This window comes from Crossiella sp. CA198 (assembly GCF_052078295.1).
Lineage (GTDB): Bacteria > Actinomycetota > Actinomycetes > Mycobacteriales > Pseudonocardiaceae > Crossiella.
In genome coordinates, this window is the sequence record NZ_JBQJIM010000017.1 from 99,498 (window position 1) to 117,786 (window position 18,289).

The window sequence follows — 18,289 nt, forward strand, 5'->3', positions numbered from 1 at the left end:
TGCGCCCCGGCACTCTCTTCTCCGCACCCCGGCGGGTACGGTGAAGCGGACCGGGAGGGCGGGCCACGGTCGGTGAATCGTTTTATGTCAGTCCGCCAGCGCGTAACACCAGGGCTACTCACCACGATGACCAACACGGGGGACGGACTGGACGCCGTCGTAGGCGCCGCGATCGGCGGCGACCGAGAGTCGATCGGCCGTCTGCTGGCGTCGATCCGTCCCTTGGTGGTGCGGTACTGCCGTGCCCGGGTAGGCAGGCAGGAACGTTCGTACGCTTCCGCGGACGATGTTGCCCAGGAGGTGTGTCTCGCCGTGTTGACGGCGTTGCCCAGCTACCGCGACCAGGGACGCCCGTTCCTGGCGTTTGTGTACGGCATTGCCGCGCACAAGGTGGCTGACGCGCATCGCAGCGCCGCCCGCAACCGGTCGGAACCGGTCCCCGAGGTGCCAGACGCCCCGGAGACCGAGGCCGGTCCGGAACAGCGGGCCATGCACGGTGAGCTGTCCGAACGGATGGCCCAGTTGCTCCGGGTGCTGCCCGCGAAGCAACGGGAGATCCTGCTTCTCCGGGTGGTCGTCGGGCTGTCCGCCGAGGAGACCGCGGACGCGGTCGGCTCGACCCCGGGAGCAGTGCGGGTGGCCCAGCACCGGGCGCTCGCCAGGCTCCGCAAGACCTTGGCACCGGAGGAGGTGGTCTGAACATGGCCGAGCAGCACAACCAAGGTGACGTCGAACTGGCACGGCGGCGCGCCGGGGCACTGGCGCCCGAGGACCCGTTGACCACCGACCACGGCGAGGTCGACGGCCCGGTCGACCTGATGGCGGTCCGCGCGGACGACATGCTGCTGGACAGCCTGTCCGCCGCGCACCTGGACGCGAACCGCTCCATCGGCGACCAGGAACTCTCCGCGCTGCTGCTGTCCTGGCGACGGGATGTGGACGCGGAGCCGATCGGCGACCTGGTTGACCTGGACACCGCACTGGCCACCATCGAGGCGGCCAAGACGCAGAGCCGTCGCCGCCACCGCTTTCTCATTCCGCTGGCCACGGCCGCGGCGGTGCTCGCGATCGGGTTCACCGGGGTCGGCCTCGCGGCCCGCTCCGCCGAACCCGGCGACACCCTCTGGGGACTGACCAGGGTGCTCTACGCCGACCACGCCCGGTCGGTGGAGGCCGCCGCCTCGGTGCGCGCGGACCTGGACATCGCCACCAACGCATTGCGGCAGGGCAGGCCGGACATCGCCAAGGCCGCGCTGGACCGGGCCGCCGCCGCGCTGGCCGCGGTCGCGGCCGAGGACGGCAAGGACACCCTGGCCCAGCAGCACGACACGCTCAAGGAGCAGGTCGGCGAGCCGCCCAACCCGGGCACCGGCAACCCGACCCCGGTGCAGCCGCCGCCGGTGGTGGTGGCCACCACCACCTCCAAGTCGGAGCCACCGCCGCCGCCGAGCCCGACCACGACCACCCCGCCGTCGACCACCACGGTGCCGACCAGCACCACGCCGCCGTCGAGCACGACGAGCACCTCGCCGTCCGAGGCGCCCACCGGCAGCGGTGGCAACAGCAGCAGCGGTGGCGGTCGCAGCACCGAGAACAACCCGCCGCCACCACCGCCTCCGCCGCCACCGGCCACCGCGCCGCAGACGGTCCAGGAGACCCCGGCGGCCGTGGACAACTGAGAAAAGCTTCGCGCACCCCCTGTTCGACTCACTCGAACAGGGGGTGTTCGCGCTCTTGCCGCCGGGCAGTCCCGGGTCCACTGTGGAGCGTCTGAATCGGCTGGCTGGGAGCGTGCGGATGACACGATGGCGCGGTCCGGGGTTCGAGTGGCGTGGTCTGTGGGGCGCGCTGGGACTGCTCGCCGGGGTGTTCGGCATGCTGGTCCTGCCGCTGCTGGCCGATGCCGTGCTGGCCGAGCCGACGGTCACCGTGCGTGCCGGGGACACCGCGGCACTGCGGTCCGACGGCGCCGGGAACGCGCGGCTGGACCTGAGTCCGCTGGCCGGGTTCCGGCAGCAGGCCAGTGCGCCACCGGACAGCTTCTCCGCCGGTCAGGACCAGTCCAGCGTCACCGTGGAGCTGAAGACCGGGGTGGTTGACCCGGCGGTGACCTTCGCCAGGATCGCCCGGCTGTACGAGCTGCAGGGGCGGCCGGTCACCCCGCTGGGTGAACTACGCACCGCGACCGGATTGACTGGGCTGGCCGGTGAGTTCGGCGGCGGCACGCTGGTGCTGCTGGGCGGGCCCGGACCGGCGGTGACCGTGTCCGCGCAGGGGCTGGGCGCGCCGGTGCTGCGGCGGCTGCTGGACGGGGTGGTGATCGAGCCGTGACGATCACCTCGCCGGTGGCCCCGCGCTCGGGCTGGACCGTGCTGCTGCGCCGCCCGATGTTCTGGGCCTACCTGATCCTGCTGCTCTTCGGCCTGCGCTCGTTCGCCGCGGGCGATCTCTACGCCGCGGGTGGGGCGCCGATCGCCGCGCTCACCGCGGTGCTGGCGCAGTGCCTGCTGGTGGTGCTGTTCACCGTGCTGATCCGGCGGCTGGACCTGTTCGAGAAGGAACCGCCGGTGCTGCTCGCGCTGGCCTTCCTGTGGGGCGCCTTCATCGCGCCCGCGGTGGCCGCCCCGGCCAACGGCGCGCTGCTCAGCCTGGCGGGCAAGACCGGCGGCGCGAGTTTCGCCGCGGACTGGGGCGCGGCGCTGGCCGGTCCGCTGTCCGAGGAATGGCTCAAGGGTCTCGGGGTGGTGGCCATCCTGGTGATCGCCCGCGAGCATCTGCACCGGTCGCTGGACGGGCTGGTCTACGGCGCCATGGTCGGGCTGGGTTTCGAGGCGCTGGAGAACTTCGGCTACGCGGTCAACGCCGCGCTCACCGACGTCAACGACGACTTCTCCGCCGCGCTGGGCAGTTCGGTGGCCCGGCTGCTGTTCGGGGTCGGCGCGCACGTGATCTTCACCGGCATCGCCGGGTTCGGCCTGGGCTACGCGCGCACCGCCCTCGACCGCTCCTACCGGCACCGGGCGCTGGTCGCGGCCGGGGCGGTGCTGACCGGGTACGGGCTGCACGTGCTGTGGAACTCCCCGTTGCTCGGGCAGCTCGGCGTGCTCGGCGCGCTGGCCAAGTACGCGGTGCTGGTGCTGTTGTTCGCGCTGGTCTACCGGTACACCGCGCGCAAGGAGTTCGCCTGGTTCGCCGCCACTGTGCACGATGAGGATCCGGAGATCATCACCCCGCACGAGGTGTACGCGCTGCGCACCGGCCGGGCCAGGCGCACGGCTCGCCGCCTCGCCCGGCGGCAGTACGGAAGCGTTGGTGCGCAACGGATGCATCAGCTCCAGGACGCGCAGCTGGCCCTGGCCATCGCGCTGGAGAACAGCACCGACCACGAGCTGGACCCCTCCGTCGACCGGGCCCGGCACGACGTGCGGCATGCTCGTCTCGCCCTGGAGCAGCGAGGAGCCTGATGAGTCCTTTCCTCTCCGGTATGGACACCGCGCGGCGTCCTACCGGTCCCTGGCTCGCCCTGGTCGTGGTGGTGCTGCTGATGCTGCTGGTCGGCGGCGCGGGTGGGTTGACGGCCAACCTGCTGCTGACCGGCTCGACGGCGCCGGAGGGCACCCTGCGTGGTCAGGTGGCGATGCTGCTCGGCGGGTTCGCGCCGGTGGCGCTCGCGCTGTGGCTGTGGATCCGGTTCAAGGAAGGCCGCCCGCTCGCCTCCGTCGGCTTCGGCACGCCACCGCGCCGGGCGCTGGGCGGGATGCTGGCGGCGCTGCTCGCCTTCACCGCGATCGTGCTTGTCACTGTCCTGAGTGGACAGATGGCCTTCGGCGGGCAGCCGAGGTGGTCGCTGCTGCCAGGGGTGCTGATCGCGCTGGCCGCGTACGCGATCCAGGCCTCCACCGAGGAACTGCTGTGCCGCGGCTTCTTGCTGCAGGCGCTCACCCGGCGCTGGGGCGTGCTGGCCGCGGTGTTGACGCAGGCCGCGTTGTTCGCCGCGCTGCACACCGGGAACGTGGGCGGGCTGCAGGTGCTCGCGGTGCTGAACCTGGTGCTGTATGGGCTGTTCACCGCGGGCTGGGCGATCGCCGAGGGCGGGCTGTGGGGGGTCTGCGGCTTCCACCTGATGTGGAACTGGGTGCAGGGCAACGTTTTCGGCGCCTCAGTCTCCGGCACCTCGGTGCAGACCGCGCTGCTGAGCCTGCACGCCGGTGAGCCCAGCCTCCTCAACGGCGCGGCCTTCGGCCTGGAGGCCAGTGTGCTGACCACGGTGGCGCTCGCGCTCGGCTGCGCGCTGGTGTTCGCCCCGGCCCGGCGGGCGATCCGTGGTTAGCCCGCGCAGGCTGGTCTATCGCCTCGGCGAGCTGGTGCTGATCCTGCTCGGCCTGGCCGCGGTGCTGGGCGAGCTGGTCAGCGTGTCCAGCGTGCTGCTGCTGGCGGTGTGGAACCTGGTGGCCTTCGGGTACGTGCTGCTGCGCTGGCGCCGGGTGCGCCGCGCGCGGCTGGGCAAGGAGGAGCGGGCGGACGGCTCACCGGCCTGGCTGCACACGGTCGCCGGGCGGAAGCTGGGTTTCGTGGCCACCGTGCTGGCCAGTGTGGTCGGCGTGCTGTCGGGGCTGATGATCGTGCTCTACGACCGGTTCGGCATGGACGGCGAGCTGACCTTCCTGATCAAGCTGATCGGCGCGCCGACCATCATCTTCGCCTGGCTGATGCTGCACTTCGGCTTCGCCGAGCGGTACGCGCACCTGCACTACGAGCTGGCTGGCGGGCAGGGCCTGGGCTTCCCGGACGAGGAGGAGCCGAACCTGGCCGATTTCGCCTACTTCGCCTTCACCATCGGCACCTCCTTCGCCGTCTCCGATGTCACCGTGCGCCGCCGCGAGCTGCGCTACGCGGTGCTGGTGCACAGCACGATGTCCTTTCTGTACAACACCGCCCTGCTGGGCATCGCGATCGGCGTGTTGACCGGGCGATAGGGCAGGGCTGCCGCCCCAAGGTGCGGCAGCGCGGGCAGCTGCCCGAATTATTCGTTTTCGCTGGCTAGTTTCCGCTCCGCCAACTTCTTTGGAGGAGTGACGTGAGACAACGGCGGACATGGGCGGCGATGGCGCTGGCCCTGCTGGTGGGCGGCATCGGACTGGTGCTGGCCAATCCGGCGCAGGCGGTGCCGGTACGCGGGCAGACCGGCTGGTCGGTGCTGCTGTGCAAGTTCAAGGACAAGGCCCAGGAACCGCAGAACCCGCAGTTCTTCCGCGATTTCCTGACCCAGGACGGCGCGGGTCAGGGCGGTCTGGCCGACTACTTCGCCGACCAGTCCCGCGGCCGGGTGACCCTGCACGGCTCGACGGTGCGCGGCTGGTACACCATGCCGTTCACCCTGGAGCAGCAGCGGCCGAAGAGCCGCTGGGACAAGATCCAGGACTGCGTGAACACCGCAGCCACCAACGGTTACCACGTGCCGGCCGGGCACCGGATCATCGCGATCCTCAACGACTGGGTGGACTCCGGCGCGGCCGGTGACCGGGTGCTGCTCGATCCCGGCGCCTGGAACGTCGGCTTCGCCGCGCACGAGATGCTGCACGGCTACGGCCTGGGCCACTCCTTCTCCGACGACCCGACCTACCGCAACGTGGAGTGGGCGCAGATCGGCGAGTACGACAACCCGTGGGACATCCAGTCCGCGATGAACATCCACACCTTCCAGACCGCACGCTTCGGCACCAGCGCGGTCGGGCTCAACGGCTATTTCCGGGACAAGCTCGGCTGGCTGGGCCGGGACCGGGTGTTCACCCTCGGCGCGGACGGCGTGCGCACCCGCACCATCACCCTCTCCGCGCTGGAGACCCCGGGCACCGCGGGCACCCAGCTGCTGCGCATCCCCTTCGACGCCAACGACCCGTACCGCTACTACACGGTGGAATTCCGCAAGAAGACCGGCTGGAGCGCGGGCATCCCGGCGGACATCGTGCTGCTCAACGAGGTGCGCAACGGCACCCCGTACCTGCTGCGCACCCGCGGCGGCGACCGGCACCCGGTGCAGTCCCTGGACGCCAACGGCGTGTCCGTGCGGATCAACGGTGTCAGCGGCAACACCGCCACGGTCACGGTGAGCACCAACACCGTGCAGGGCAACACCTACGGCCCCAACGCCTGCAAGAGCGGCTGGGTGTGGCGGGACGGCGACCAGCAGGACTACGTGTGCGTCAGCCACGCGGTCCGGCAGCAGAACGCCACGGACAACAACCTGGCCAGCACCCGTTGGTACAACGGCCCGTACGGCCCGCACACCTGCGTGCAGGGCTTCGTCTGGCGGGATGCCTGGCCCGGTGACGACGTGTGCGTGACCCCGGCCAACCGGCAGCAGGCACGCAACGACAACGCCGCGGTGTACAGCCGCATCGAACGTCCCTGAATCCCGCGCGCTGAAAGGGAAAGAACCAGATCACCTCGGTTCCGTTCTCCCGTCGGACCGCGCTGAAGGCGGCCGGTGTCACCGCCGGTTCGCTGGCGGTCGGCTTACCCGGGGCGGTCGCGGCCGCCGGGAGCACGGGCCAGGTCCTGGAGACCGTCCGGATCGGCCAGCTCACCGGGACCACCCGGCCGGGGAGCTGGCCGGACCTGCTGGACGCCGAGGGCTGGCCGCTGCTGGTGGACACCGGCCGGTGGGCGGTCACCGGCGTGGACCTGGGCGCCTGCGCCGAGCACTCGGACGGTCGGCTGTACTTCTTCTTCGGCGATGTGGCCACCAACGACACCACTCGCATCCCGCGTAACGCCGACCTGATCGCCTGGACCGACGAGCGGGTGGTGCTGCGCCGTGGCGGGCACCAGCGCATCGGCGACCGGTTCGTCCTGCCCAGGGAGGTCACCGGAGTCGCCGGTCAGCTGGACTGGCGCTTCTGCGGCCGCTGCCACGGCCTGTTCTTCGACGGCTCGACGGTCAAGGCGCCTGCATCGCGGCATGCGAGGACGTTGGGTGTCACTCGTTCCATTGGAGCCTCCTGCCCATTCGGTGCAGGAGCCGATCCTGCTGCGAAGCGTCGCGAAGGGACACGTCCTCGGCAGCGGCAAAGAACCGGTGGGTCGTCTCGGCAGCGGTGGGAGTTTCCGCCAAGCCGGCATAGATCTCGTCAAGATGCTCGCTGATCCAGGTGACGAGGCTTGCAGCGAGCGTGTCATCGACACCGATGGCTCTGGCGAGATCCCAGGTGTGGATGGTGATGTCCGTAGTCTTCACGGCAAGCGCCTGTCGCCCGGTCACCTGCCCCAGGGGGTAGTCCAGGACGCGGTGCAGCGCACCGGGTCGGGCGAACGCCTCCGCACACAACCGCACCGACCGACCGTAAGCGTCGAGTGCGTCCGTGCCCAGCGCGTCGACATCGCGTAGACGTAGGAATTCAGCACGGCTGCCGCCTTCCACCAGAGCCAGGTAGTTGAGGTTTCCCCGAGTCACGTGGTTGACCAACTGGCGCACGTTCCACTCGGTGCAGGGAGTGGGCTGTATCCACTGCTCCGGCCGGATTGCCTGCAGCTTCCGCTCGAACTCGGCGGCGGACAGGACGAACCGATCAACGATCCCGTCAAAACAGGTGGTCATGCGACACAGTCTGCCCGCCGGCACCGGCGCGGGCTGGCGGATATCGGACGCCACGCCGCGACCGCTCATCGGCATGACAGGGCGTTGTAGGCACGCGCCGTGCAGGCTCCGCTGATCCCGCCTGATCAAGCGGTCGGTCTCTTGCGGCCAAGTCACACGACTGTCGAAACGCTGGCTGCTGCTGTACTCCCAGGCCAATGACACGGACAACTTCACCGGTCCGGTGGTGGCCAGGCTCGGCCGCACCCCGTGGGACCTCGGTCCGGAGCTGAAGCTGTTCGACCCGGTCGCCGCGGGGGCCTACACCCGGTACATGCACAAGCCGGGCGCGGACCGGATCCACCCGGACATCCCGCCCTCGCAGCCGCCCGGTCAGGACACGCCGGGCTGGGCCTACGGCGCGTTCGTGCTGAACAGGTTCACCACATGGGATGAGCCGAGCAGGCAGCTGGGCATCCACTACCTGATGTCGACCAGCTCGCCGTACCAGGTGCACCTCATGCACACCCGGCTCACCGTGAGCTGAATTACCGTTCGCCCTCGGTGTGAGTTACGCCATCCGCATAACCCCGGCAGTACTCCCAGCTGACGTAGCTGGCCGGGTCGGGGTCGTAGGCTGGCTCGTGCGGGCGCATCCGGCCGTCGTCGAGGAGCTGCTGCAGGCTGGAGCGCAGCAACTCCCAGTCGTGGTAGTGCGGCTCCCGGCAGTCGCCGCAGTCCACGACGATGCCACGGAGTCCACGCGGCTCCAGAAGTGCCTGGTAGACGGCCAGATCAGCCAGGTCGGCGAGCAGGTCGGCACGCTCGTCCTCGCCGAGTGGCTCGGCCGTTTCCTCCTCTGCCTCACCCAGCACCAGGGCCGGGTCCTCCGGATCCCCGGCGAAGGGATCGGGCGGCAACGCGTTGTGCGGCACGTGGGCACGGTACCTGGCTCGCGGCCGGAGGTGTTGCCGCCGGTCGGCCGGTTAGCATGTGGTCACCCGTTCCGCTGGCTCCACCGGGCCCGCGGGAACCACTGTGGGACCGGCGCACCAGGAAGGCCGACACCAGTCATGACCAGCGAGCTCACCGCTCACGGCATCCCGCCGAAGTTCGCCATGCTCGGCCTGACCTTCGACGACGTCCTGCTCTTGCCCGCCGAGTCCGACGTCGTGCCCGGCGCGGTCAACACCTCCAGCAAACTCTCCCGCAACATCACCCTGCGGGTGCCGCTGGTCTCCTCCGCGATGGACACCGTCACCGAGGCCAGGATGGCCATCTCCATGGCCCGTCAGGGCGGGGTCGGCGTGTTGCACCGCAACCTCTCCGTCGAGGAGCAGGCCGCCCAGGCCGAGGTGGTCAAGCGCTCCGAGGCAGGCATGGTCACCGATCCGGTCACCTGCTCGCCAGAGGACACCCTGGCCGAGGTGGACGAGAAGTGCCGCCGCTTCCGCATCTCCGGCCTGCCGGTCACCGACGAGCAGGGCCGCCTGGTCGGCATCATCACCAACCGGGACATGCGCTTCGAGGTCGACCACTCCCGCCCGGTGCGCGAGGTCATGACCCAGATGCCGCTGGTCACCGCGCACGTAGGCGTGTCGGCCGAGGCCGCGCTCGGGCTGCTGCGCAGGCACAAGGTCGAGAAGCTGCCGATCATCGACGGCGACGGCAAGCTGCGCGGGCTGATCACGGTCAAGGACTTCGTCAAGACCGACCAGTACCCGCTGGCCACCAAGGACCCGGACGGCCGCCTGGTGGTCGGCGCCGCGGTCGGCGTCGGCGATGACGCCTACAACCGGGCGATGGCCCTGGTGGACGCGGGCGTGGACGCGATCGTGGTGGACTCCGCGCACGCGCACTCGCGCAACGTGCTGGACATGGTGGCCAAGCTCAAGCAGGAACTGGGCGAGTCCACCGACATCATCGGCGGCAACGTGGCCACCAGGGCGGGCGCGCAGGCGCTGGTCGAGGCGGGCGCGGACGGCGTGAAGGTCGGGGTCGGCCCCGGCTCCATCTGCACCACCCGGGTGGTCGCGGGCGTGGGCGCGCCGCAGATCACCGCGATCTACGAGGCCTCCCTGGCCTGCGCCGCGGCCGGGGTCCCGGTCATCGGCGACGGCGGCATCCAGTACTCCGGCGACATCGCCAAGGCCATCGCGGCCGGGGCCAGCACGGTGATGCTGGGCAGCCTGCTCGCGGGCACCGCCGAGGCGCCGGGCGAGCTGATCCTGCACAACGGCAAGCAGTACAAGACCTACCGCGGCATGGGCTCGCTGGGCGCGATGCAGTCCCGCGGCCAGGCCAAGTCCTACTCCAAGGACCGCTACTTCCAGGACGACGTGCTCAGCGAGGACAAGCTGGTGCCAGAGGGCATCGAGGGCCGGATCCCCTTCCGTGGCCCGCTGTCCAACGTGGTGCACCAGCTCGTCGGCGGTCTGCGCTCGGGCATGGGCTACGCCGGCGCGGCCACCATCACCCAGCTCCAGCAGGCCCAGCTGGTCCGGATCACCGCGGCCGGGCTCAAGGAGAGCCACCCGCACGACATCACGATGACCGTGGAAGCGCCGAACTACACCACCCGCTGACCCGCCCTTGCGGGACGATCGTGGGTGGACAGTGCATTTCGGATGAGTGAAAGAGGATCGACGTGCGGGACCAGGTGGAGATCGGTGCCGGGCGCACCGCGTTGCGTGCCTACGGGCTTGACGACATCGAGATCGTGCCCTCCCGGCGCACCCGCTCCTCCAAGGACGTGTCGCTGGACTGGCGGATCGACGCCTATCGCTTCGACATCCCGCTGATCACCCACCCCACCGACGCGGTGGTCTCCCCGGCCACCGCGGTGCGCTTCGGTGAGCTGGGCGGGCTCGGCGTGCTCAACGCGGAGGGGGTGTGGGCCCGGCACGCCAACGCCGAGGACGCGCTCTTCCGCGTGGTGCAGGCGGCCGAGGAGGAAGAGGACCCGGCCGCCGCGGTGCGCATGCTGCAGGAGCTGCACGCCGCGCCGATCCGGGTGGACCTGCTCACCGAGGCCATCCGGACCGTGCGCGAGTCCGGCAACACGGTGGCGGTGCGGGTCAGCCCGCAGCACGCCGAGGAGCTGACCCCCGACCTGCTGGCCGCGGGCGTGGAGATCCTCATCGTGCAGGGCACCATCATCTCCGCCGAGCACGTCTCCAGGGACGGCGAGCCGCTCAACCTCAAGCGGTTCATCGCCGACCTGGACATCCCGGTGATCGCAGGCGGGGTGGGCGACTACCGCACCGCGATGCACCTGATGCGCACCGGCGCGGCCGGGGTCATCGTCGGCTACGGCGAGTCCCACGCCAGCACCACCAACCGGGTGCTGGGCATCGGGGTGCCGATGGCCACCGCGATCGCCGAGGCCGCGGCCGCCCGCCGGGACTACCTGGACGAGACCGGCGGCCGGTACGTGCACGTGATCGCCGACGGCGGCCTGGTCTACTCCGGCGACATCGCCAAGGCCATCGCCTGCGGCGCGGACGCGGTGATGCTGGGCGAGGCGCTCACCGAAGCCCAGGACCTGCCCGGCCAGGGCTACTACTGGACCGCGGCCGCCGCGCACCCCTCGCTGCCGCGCAGCGACGTGGCGGGCTACACCAGCGGGCACAGCCTGGAGTCGGTCCTGTTCGGCCCGGCCACCAGCCCGTTCGGCACGCTGAACCTCTTCGGCGCGCTGCGCAGGGCGATGGCCAAGACCGGCTACTCCGACCTGAAGGAGTTCCAGAAGGTCGGCCTGACGGTGCGCACGTGACCGTCCGGGACATCCTGGCCGAGAACGACCTGGTCGCGCTGGCCGAGTTCGCGCCGGGGGACAAGGAGCTGCTGGACAACGGCAGCGACGGCGCCTTCGACGTGGACCGGGACCAGCGCGAGCAGCTGATCAGCTTCGAGGCCGGGCACGCCGTGGTGGTGGACCAGATCACCGGCGAACTCCTCGGCGACGTCTCCTGGCACCCGGTCTCCTACGGCCCGTCCTACGCCTGCACGGCGTGGAACTTCGGCATCGCGCTGCTGCCCTCGGCCCGGGGCCGGGGGCTCGGCGTGGCGGCCCAGCGGCTGCTGGTCGAGCACCTGTTCGCCAGCACCGACCTGGACCGGGTGGAAGCCTCCACCGATGTGGAGAACCGGGCCGAGCAGCGCGCGCTGGAGAAGGCCGGGCTGCGCCGGGAGGGCGTGCTGCGCGGGGCCCAGCTGCGGGACGGGGCGCGCCGGGACATCGTGGTCTACGGAATGCTCCGATCGGATCTGTCTTCGTCTTAATCGTTACTTCGGGTAACACCCTCTAGCGGCGGCGACGCGTTCTGCCTACCTTGGCTGCATGACCCAACTCGCCAGTAACAACGACTACGACGTCGTGGTGATCGGTTCCGGCTTCGGTGGCAGCGTCTCGGCGCTGAGACTGGCCGAGAAGGGTTACCGGGTAGCGGTGCTGGAGGCCGGGCGCCGCTTCGCCGACGAGGAGTTCGCCAAGACCTCCTGGGATCTCAAGCGGTTCCTGTGGGCGCCGAGGTTCGGCTGCTTCGGCGTGCAGCGGATCCATATGTTGCGCAATGTGCTGATCCTGGCCGGGGCGGGTGTCGGCGGTGGGTCGCTGAACTACGCGAACACGCTGTACCGGCCGCTCAAACCGTTCTACCGGGACCCGCAGTGGGCGCACATCACCGACTGGGAGGCCGAACTCGCGCCCTACTACGAGCAGGCCACCCGGATGCTCGGCGTGGTGCCGAACCCGACCACCACCCCGTCCGATCAGGTGATCAAGGACGTGGCCGCGGACATGGGCGTGGCCGGGACCTACACCACCACCCCGGTCGGCGTGTTCTTCGACCAGCCGGGCAAAGCCGCGGCCGATCCGTACTTCGGCGGCGCCGGGCCCGAGCGCACCGGCTGCACCGAATGCGGCTCCTGCATGACCGGCTGCCGGGTCGGCGCGAAGAACACGCTGATGAAGAACTACCTCTACCTGGCCGAGCGCAAGGGCGCCGAGGTCTTCCCGCTGACCACGGTCACCGGGCTGCGTCGGCGCGAGGGCGGGGGCTGGGTGATCGGCACCGAGCGCACCGGGTCCTGGCTGCGCAAGGGTCGTCGCACCTTCACCGCCGGACAGGTGGTGCTGGCCGCGGGCACCTGGGGCACCCAGAACCTGCTGCACAAGCTGCGGGACAACGGCTCGCTGCCCAACCTGTCCGGCAAGCTGGGGCAGCTCACCCGGACCAACTCCGAGGCGATCCTGGGCGCCAAGGCGTCCAAGATCGATCCGGGCCGGGACTTCACCAGGGGCGTGGCGATCACCTCCTCCTTCCACCCGGACGAGGTCACCCACATCGAGCCGGTCCGCTATGGCAAGGGCAGCAACGCGATGGGCCTGCTGCAGGCCCCGGCGGTGGCCACCATGCTGCGGCATCCGCTGCTGACCCTGCGCAACCTCTCGGTGCGGGACTGGAGCCAGCGCACGGTGATCCTGCTGGTGATGCAGAGCCTGGACAACTCGATCACCACCTTCACCCGCAAGACCTGGCTGGGCCGCCGCAAATTGACCTCCAAGCAGGGCCACGGCGCGCCCAACCCGAACTCGATCCCGGCCGGGGTCAAGGCCGCCGAACTGGCCGCGGACAAGATCGACGGCATCCCGGGCGGGGCGATCAGCGAGATGTTCAACATCCCGATGACCGCGCACTTCCTCGGCGGCTGCCCGATCGGCCTGGACGCCGAGCACGGTGTGATCGACCCCTACCACCGGGTGCACGGCTACCCCGGGTTGTCCATCGTGGACGGCTCGGCCATCTCGGCGAACCTCGGGGTGAACCCCTCGCTGACCATCACCGCCCAGGCCGAGCGGGCGCTCTCGCTGTGGCCGAACAAGGGCGAGCCGGACATCCGCCCGGCCCAGGACGCCCCGTACCAGCGGCTCGCGCCGGTCCCGCCGGTCAGTCCCGCGGTGCCTGCTGCCGCGCCCGGCGCGCTCCGGCTGCCCATCGTCAGCTGACCTCGTGCCGCCCCTGGAGATCACGCTCAGTGGGCGGAATGGTGACGATCTCGGCCGTTGGGGTACGGCATGTAGCTGATCCATCACGGAATGTTCCGCGCGAGTGTGACCGCTGGCACAGTGTGGGGATGGATCAGCCGATAGAGGACGTCAGGGAGCGGGCATGAGTGCGGAGTGTGTGCTCGTGGTCGGCGGCGGCCCGGTCGGACTGATGGGCGCGCTGCTCCTGGCCAGGGCAGGCGTGCCGAGCATCGTGCTGGAGGCGGCCCCGCGCCGGTCCGCTGTCGGCAGCCGGTCCATCTGCGTGCAGGGCGATGTGCTGGACATCCTGGAGCGGGTCGGGCTCGGCGAGCGGGTGGCCGCCGCCGGGGTCACCTGGCACACCGGCCGCACCTACTACCGCGAGCACGAGGTGCTCACCGTCCGGCTGCCGCACCGGCCGGGCTTCCCGCCGTTCGTGAACCTGCCGCAGACCGACCTGGAACGGCTGCTGGACGAGCGGGTCGCGGCCGAACCGCTGATCACCGTGCACCTGGCGCACAAGGTGGTCGGGCTGAGCCAGAACCGGGACAGCGTCGAGGTCACGGTGGCCGCGCCGGTGGGTGAACGCACCTTCCGCGGCAGCCACTGCCTGGCCGCCGACGGCCCGCGTTCGCTGGTCCGCCAGCTGCTCGACCTGCCGTTCCAGGGCTACAGCTTCCGGGACAAGTTCCTCATCGCCGACATCTGCGCCCCGCTCACCCATGCCGCGGAACGCCGCTTCTACTTCGACCCGCCCGCCAACCCCGGCCGCCAGGTGCTGGTGCACCCGCAGCCCAAGGGCCGCTGGCGGATCGACTGGCAGGTGCCGGATGACTTCGACCTGACCGAGCAACGCGCCAACGGCGGCCTGGAGACCCTGGTCCGCTCGGTGGTCGGGGAGGCCGACTACGAGCTGGAATGGGCCTCGGTCTACCGCTTCCACCAGCGTTGCGTGCCCGCGATGCGGATCGGCCGGGTGCTGCTGGCCGGGGACGCCGCGCACGTGATGAGCCCCTTCGGCGCGCGTGGGCTCAACTCCGGCATCGCCGACGCGGAGAACGCCGCCTGGAAGATCGCCTTCGACCGGGCGGGCTGGGGCGGGCCGGTGCTGCTGCACTCCTACGACGCCGAACGCCGGGCCGCGGCCAGGGAGAACCTGCGGGTCACCGGCGAGACCATGCGCTTCCTGGTGCCGCGCACCGGCGCCGAACAGGCCTACCGCCGGGACGTGCTGGAACGCAGCGTGCGCGAGGCCGCGGCCCGGGCCAAGATCGACTCCGGCAAGCTGGCCGAGCCCTTCTACTACCTGGACTCCCCGCTGACCACGCCCGCCCAGCCCACCGAGATCGCCGCCTTCCCTCGTGATCCCGGCGAGGCCAGGCCACCGCTGCCCGGCGTGCTCTGCCCGGACGCCCCGCTGACCGGCCACGGGCGGCTACGCCCGCACTTCGGCCCCGAGTTCCACCTGCTCACCGTGGCCTCCCGGCCGCGCATCCCCAAGGGCCCGCCGGTGCACGTGCAGCCGCTGGAGGAGGCCGCCGACGGCGGCGCGCTGGCCGAGGCGCTGCGCATGCCGCCGGGCTCGGCCGCGCTGGTCCGGCCGGACGGTCACCTGGCCGCGGTGCTGCGGGCAGGGGACCTCGGCGCCGGGCTGGTCAGCGCGTTGCGTCGCGCGACCGGGTGGTGACCGGGGTTACACCCAACGCGGGCACCCCATCAGGCGTCTCCTGTACGGCAGGAGGTGAACGGATGGACCGTCGTGGATTCCTGCGGCTGGCCGGGATCGGCGCCGCGGCACTGGCCACCGGCGCGTGCGGCAGCGGCGAGACCGCCCCGATCAGCGCCACCACCAGCGGCAGCGCGCTGCCCTCGCCCGGCAGCACCGGCCCGCCCCCGCCACCGGACTGGGCGGGTCTGCGCGGCAAAGTCAGCCTGCTGCTGCCCCAGGACCCGGAGTTCACCGGCGCCTGGTCCCCGTTCAACTCCGCGCTCAGCCCGGCCCCGCCCGCCGCGCTGGCCCGCTGCGGCACCCCCGAGCAGGTGCAGGCCTGCCTGGACGTGGTCCGCCGGGCCAAGCTCCCGGTGGCCGCGCGCAGCGGCGGGCACAGCTACGCCGGGTACAGCGCGCCGGCCGGCGGTCTGGTGCTGGACCTCTCGCCGATGAACACCGTGCGGGTGCGGCCGGACGGCACCGCGGTCATCGGCGCGGGCGCCAAACTCGCCGACGTCTACACCGCGCTGGCCCGCGCCGGGCGTGCGCTGCCCGCCGGTTCCTGCCCCTCGGTGGGCATCGCCGGACTCACCCTCGGCGGCGGGATCGGCGTGCTGGCCCGGAAATTCGGCCTCACCTGCGACCACCTCCGCTCCGCCCAGGCAGTGCTGCCGGACGGGTCGCTGCGCACCGCCTCTGCCGATTCCGAGCAGGAGCTGTTCTGGGCCCTGCGCGGTGGCGGTGGCGGCAACCTGGCCATCGTCACCCAGTTCGAGTTCGGCACCGTGCCCGCGCCGGGGCTGACCGTGTTCTCGCTGCGCTTCCCGGCCGGATCCGGGGCCGCGGTGCTCGGCGTCTGGCAGGACTGGATCAGTGCCGCCCCGCCCGAGCTGTGGTCGATCTGCCACCTGCTGGGCGGCGCGCCGCCGGTGCCGGTGGTCGCCGGCTGCTACGTCGGTGGCACGGCCGGGCTGAACCCGTTGCTGGACCGGCTGATCAGCGCCGCCGGCGCGCGTCCGGGCCAGCGGCTGGTGCAGCCCAAGGGCTACCTGGACGCGATGCGGCACTTCGCGGGCAGCGGCGGTGGCAAGCGCGAGGGCTTCGCCGCCGCCTCCCGGATCATGGAGCACAAGATCACCGGCCTGGACCAGGTGGTGGGCCAGATCCAGGGCCGCAAGATGGACCTGCTCTTCGACGGCCTCGGCGGCGCGGTCGGCGACATCGGCGTGGCCGAGACCGCCTTCCCGCACCGCAAAGCCCTGGCCAGCGTGCAGATCTACGCCCCGGCCGAGCGCGCCGACCTGGCCAGGCAGACCAGCGCGGTCACCGAGGTGCAGCAGGCGCTGACCGGGCTGGTCGGCAAGGGCAGCTACGTCAACTACCTCGACCCCGCGCAACGGGACTGGGCGCAGGCCTACTACGGCCCGAACCTGACCCGGCTGCGGGCGGCCGCCGCCCGCTACGACCCGGACGGGGTGTTCCGCTTCGCCCAAGGGCTCACCAGCTGACGCCGGTGAGCACCACCACCCGCTCCTCGGTGAAGTCGGTCATCGTGGTGCGCACGCCTTCCCGCCCGACGCCGGAGCCCTTCACGCCGCCGTAGGGCAGCTGGTCCGCGCGGTAGGACGGCACATCGCCGATGATCACGCCGCCCACCTCCAGCTCGGTGCCCGCCCGGAACGCGGTCTGGATGTCGTGCGTGAACACCCCGGCCTGCAACCCGTAGGCGGAGTTGTTGACCTCGGCGAAGGCCTCGTCCACGCCGTCCACCGCGGCCACCGCGAGCACCGGCCCGAAGACCTCCTCGCACCACACCTTGGCGTCCTTGGGCACCTCGGTGAGCACGGTCGGCGCCACCGTTGACCCGTCCCTGGTGCCGCCGGCCAGGATCTTCGCCCCGGCCCGCTCCGCCTCGGCGATCCACTGCTCCACCCGGTCGGCCGCGGCCACGTCGACCAGCGGGCCGACCTCCACGTCCGGGTCGTGTGGGCTGCCGGTGCGCAGCGCGCCGACCGCGCCGACCAGCCTGGGCAGGAAGTCCTCATACACCGAGCGGTCCACCAGCACCCGCTGCACCGCGATGCAGGACTGCCCGGCCTGGTAGTTGCTGAACAACGCGATCCGCTTGGCCGCGAAGTCCAGATCGGCCGCGGAACTCCAGTCCCCGCAGACCACCGCGGCCGCGTTGCCGCCCAGCTCCAGCACCACGTGCTTGCGCGGCGCCGAGTCCATGATCGAGAAGCCGACCGGCCCGGACCCGGTGAAGCTGACCACCGGCAGCCGCTCGTCCTTGACCAGCGCCGCGGTCGCCTCATTGCCCACCGGCAGCACCGAGAACGCGCCAGCCGGGAGATCGGTCTCGGCCAGGATCTCACCCAGGATCAGCGCGGTCAGCGGGGTGCGCGGGGCGGGCTTGATGATGATCGGCGCGCCCACCGCCAGCGCCGGGGCGACCTTGTGCGCCACCAGGTTGAGCGGGAAGTTGAACGGCGAGATGCCCAGCACCGGGCCACGCGGGATCCGCTTGATCATCGCCACCCGGCCCTCGGCGGCCGGATCGGTGTCCAGCCGGGTCAGCTCGCCGGTGAACCGGCGGGCCTCCTCGGCGGCCAGCCGGAAGGTGTGCACCGCGCGGCCGACCTCGCCGACGGCCCACTTCAGCGGCTTGCCGTTCTCGGCGGTGATGATCTCGGCGATCTCCTCGGTGCGCTCGGCCAGCCGCTTGGACACGTGGGCCAGCGCGTTGGCCCGCAGGTGCGCGGGGGAGGAGCGGAACTCGGTGAACACCGCGGCGGCCGCGGCCACCGCGCGCTCGACCTGCTCCGGCCCGGGCACCCCGACGGTGGCGACCTCGCTGCCGTCGAAGGGATGGCGCACGAGAAGTTCGGTGACCCCGGGTTCGGCGCTGCCGGCGATCCAGGACGGGCGGGGTTTCGGGGGCTCGAGGTCGGTCATGGAATCACCGTAAGCC

At 71.3% G+C, this 18,289-nt stretch carries 18 protein-coding genes; 14 read left to right on the forward strand and 4 right to left on the reverse strand.

The window, feature by feature from the left end; all coding sequences use genetic code 11:
- Positions 1–126: 126 nt before the first annotated feature.
- The 7 genes from ACTOWY_RS27610 (at position 127) to ACTOWY_RS27640 (ending at position 6,412) form a co-directional block, all read left to right on the forward strand.
- Positions 127–699 (forward strand): sigma-70 family RNA polymerase sigma factor, encoded by a 573-nt coding sequence (locus tag ACTOWY_RS27610; RefSeq protein ID WP_185000298.1) that lies wholly within the window; start codon positions 127–129, stop codon positions 697–699.
- 2 nt (positions 700–701) lie between these two features.
- On the forward strand, positions 702–1,679 hold the full coding sequence (locus tag ACTOWY_RS27615) for an anti-sigma-D factor RsdA (protein ID WP_441312533.1): 978 nt from the start codon (positions 702–704) through the stop codon (positions 1,677–1,679).
- A gap of 118 nt (positions 1,680–1,797) precedes the next feature.
- A complete protein-coding gene (locus tag ACTOWY_RS27620) occupies positions 1,798–2,331 on the forward strand; it encodes a hypothetical protein (RefSeq protein WP_441312534.1) in 534 nt (177 codons plus the stop codon).
- Entirely contained in the window at positions 2,328–3,464 is a 1,137-nt protein-coding gene (locus ACTOWY_RS27625; RefSeq protein WP_441312535.1) for a PrsW family intramembrane metalloprotease, read from the forward strand. The genes ACTOWY_RS27620 and ACTOWY_RS27625 overlap by 4 nt, the downstream gene beginning before the upstream one ends.
- Positions 3,464–4,330: a CPBP family intramembrane glutamic endopeptidase gene (locus ACTOWY_RS27630; protein WP_441312536.1), complete on the forward strand. Its 867-nt coding sequence runs from the start codon at positions 3,464–3,466 to the stop codon at positions 4,328–4,330. The genes ACTOWY_RS27625 and ACTOWY_RS27630 overlap by 1 nt, the downstream gene beginning before the upstream one ends.
- Positions 4,323–4,976, forward strand: coding sequence for a DUF1345 domain-containing protein (locus ACTOWY_RS27635; protein WP_441312537.1), 654 nt, complete (start codon positions 4,323–4,325; stop codon positions 4,974–4,976). The genes ACTOWY_RS27630 and ACTOWY_RS27635 overlap by 8 nt, the downstream gene beginning before the upstream one ends.
- A gap of 101 nt (positions 4,977–5,077) precedes the next feature.
- A complete protein-coding gene (locus tag ACTOWY_RS27640) occupies positions 5,078–6,412 on the forward strand; it encodes a hypothetical protein (RefSeq protein ID WP_441312538.1) in 1,335 nt (444 codons plus the stop codon).
- A gap of 104 nt (positions 6,413–6,516) precedes the next feature.
- On the opposite strand, the gene ACTOWY_RS27645 is transcribed toward ACTOWY_RS27640, so the two are convergent.
- A complete protein-coding gene (locus ACTOWY_RS27645; RefSeq protein ID WP_441312539.1) occupies positions 6,517–6,915 on the reverse strand; it encodes a hypothetical protein in 399 nt (132 codons plus the stop codon).
- Between the two features lie 64 nt (positions 6,916–6,979).
- A complete protein-coding gene (locus ACTOWY_RS27650) occupies positions 6,980–7,597 on the reverse strand; it encodes a TIGR03086 family metal-binding protein (protein ID WP_441312540.1) in 618 nt (205 codons plus the stop codon).
- A gap of 226 nt (positions 7,598–7,823) precedes the next feature.
- Between ACTOWY_RS27650 and ACTOWY_RS27655 the strand changes: the two genes are divergently transcribed.
- Positions 7,824–8,123, forward strand: a complete 300-nt coding sequence (locus ACTOWY_RS27655) for a hypothetical protein (RefSeq protein ID WP_441312541.1) — start codon at positions 7,824–7,826, stop codon at positions 8,121–8,123.
- A 1-nt stretch (position 8,124) separates the two neighbouring features.
- Here ACTOWY_RS27655 and ACTOWY_RS27660 read toward each other — a convergent pair whose 3' ends face one another.
- Complete coding sequence (locus tag ACTOWY_RS27660) at positions 8,125–8,511, reverse strand: DUF5319 family protein (RefSeq protein WP_247755625.1); 387 nt, start codon at positions 8,509–8,511, stop codon at positions 8,125–8,127.
- Positions 8,512–8,649: 138 nt separating this feature from the next.
- On the opposite strand from ACTOWY_RS27660, the gene guaB reads away from it, so the two are divergent.
- From guaB to ACTOWY_RS27690, 6 genes are all read left to right on the forward strand, one after another.
- The gene (gene guaB / locus ACTOWY_RS27665) at positions 8,650–10,161 is read left to right on the forward strand and encodes an IMP dehydrogenase (RefSeq protein WP_441312542.1); all 1,512 of its coding nucleotides are present in this window, start codon (positions 8,650–8,652) and stop codon (positions 10,159–10,161) included.
- Positions 10,162–10,223: 62 nt separating this feature from the next.
- On the forward strand, positions 10,224–11,351 hold the full coding sequence (locus ACTOWY_RS27670; RefSeq protein ID WP_247755627.1) for a GuaB3 family IMP dehydrogenase-related protein: 1,128 nt from the start codon (positions 10,224–10,226) through the stop codon (positions 11,349–11,351).
- Positions 11,348–11,860 carry a GNAT family N-acetyltransferase gene (locus tag ACTOWY_RS27675; RefSeq protein WP_441312543.1) on the forward strand — a complete coding sequence of 171 codons (513 nt, stop codon included), beginning with the start codon at positions 11,348–11,350 and terminating at the stop codon, positions 11,858–11,860. The genes ACTOWY_RS27670 and ACTOWY_RS27675 overlap by 4 nt, the downstream gene beginning before the upstream one ends.
- A 58-nt stretch (positions 11,861–11,918) precedes the next feature.
- A complete protein-coding gene (locus ACTOWY_RS27680) occupies positions 11,919–13,586 on the forward strand; it encodes an FAD-dependent oxidoreductase (RefSeq protein WP_441312544.1) in 1,668 nt (555 codons plus the stop codon).
- Between the two features lie 163 nt (positions 13,587–13,749).
- On the forward strand, positions 13,750–15,294 hold the full coding sequence (locus ACTOWY_RS27685; protein ID WP_441312545.1) for an FAD-dependent monooxygenase: 1,545 nt from the start codon (positions 13,750–13,752) through the stop codon (positions 15,292–15,294).
- A 62-nt stretch (positions 15,295–15,356) separates the two neighbouring features.
- Positions 15,357–16,826, forward strand: a complete 1,470-nt coding sequence (locus tag ACTOWY_RS27690) for an FAD-binding oxidoreductase (RefSeq protein ID WP_441312546.1) — start codon at positions 15,357–15,359, stop codon at positions 16,824–16,826.
- Here the strand turns inward: ACTOWY_RS27690 and ACTOWY_RS27695 are convergent.
- Entirely contained in the window at positions 16,816–18,273 is a 1,458-nt protein-coding gene (locus ACTOWY_RS27695; protein ID WP_441312547.1) for an aldehyde dehydrogenase family protein, read from the reverse strand. The genes ACTOWY_RS27690 and ACTOWY_RS27695 overlap by 11 nt on opposite strands.
- Positions 18,274–18,289: the final 16 nt, after the last annotated feature.

Excerpts from the sequence above, each read along its gene's own strand:
- ACTOWY_RS27610 (WP_185000298.1), top strand. The coding sequence starts at position 127 with ATGACCAACACGGGGGACGGACTGGACGCCGTCGTAGGCGCCGCGATC.
- ACTOWY_RS27615 (WP_441312533.1), top strand. The coding sequence starts at position 702 with ATGGCCGAGCAGCACAACCAAGGTGACGTCGAACTGGCACGGCGGCGC.
- ACTOWY_RS27620 (WP_441312534.1), top strand. The coding sequence starts at position 1,798 with ATGACACGATGGCGCGGTCCGGGGTTCGAGTGGCGTGGTCTGTGGGGC.
- ACTOWY_RS27630 (WP_441312536.1), top strand. The coding sequence starts at position 3,464 with ATGAGTCCTTTCCTCTCCGGTATGGACACCGCGCGGCGTCCTACCGGT.
- ACTOWY_RS27650 (WP_441312540.1), bottom strand. The coding sequence starts at position 7,597 with ATGACCACCTGTTTTGACGGGATCGTTGATCGGTTCGTCCTGTCCGCC.
- guaB (WP_441312542.1), top strand. The coding sequence starts at position 8,650 with ATGACCAGCGAGCTCACCGCTCACGGCATCCCGCCGAAGTTCGCCATG.
- ACTOWY_RS27680 (WP_441312544.1), top strand. The coding sequence starts at position 11,919 with ATGACCCAACTCGCCAGTAACAACGACTACGACGTCGTGGTGATCGGT.
- ACTOWY_RS27685 (WP_441312545.1), top strand. The coding sequence starts at position 13,750 with ATGAGTGCGGAGTGTGTGCTCGTGGTCGGCGGCGGCCCGGTCGGACTG.
- ACTOWY_RS27690 (WP_441312546.1), top strand. The coding sequence starts at position 15,357 with ATGGACCGTCGTGGATTCCTGCGGCTGGCCGGGATCGGCGCCGCGGCA.
- ACTOWY_RS27695 (WP_441312547.1), bottom strand. The coding sequence starts at position 18,273 with ATGACCGACCTCGAGCCCCCGAAACCCCGCCCGTCCTGGATCGCCGGC.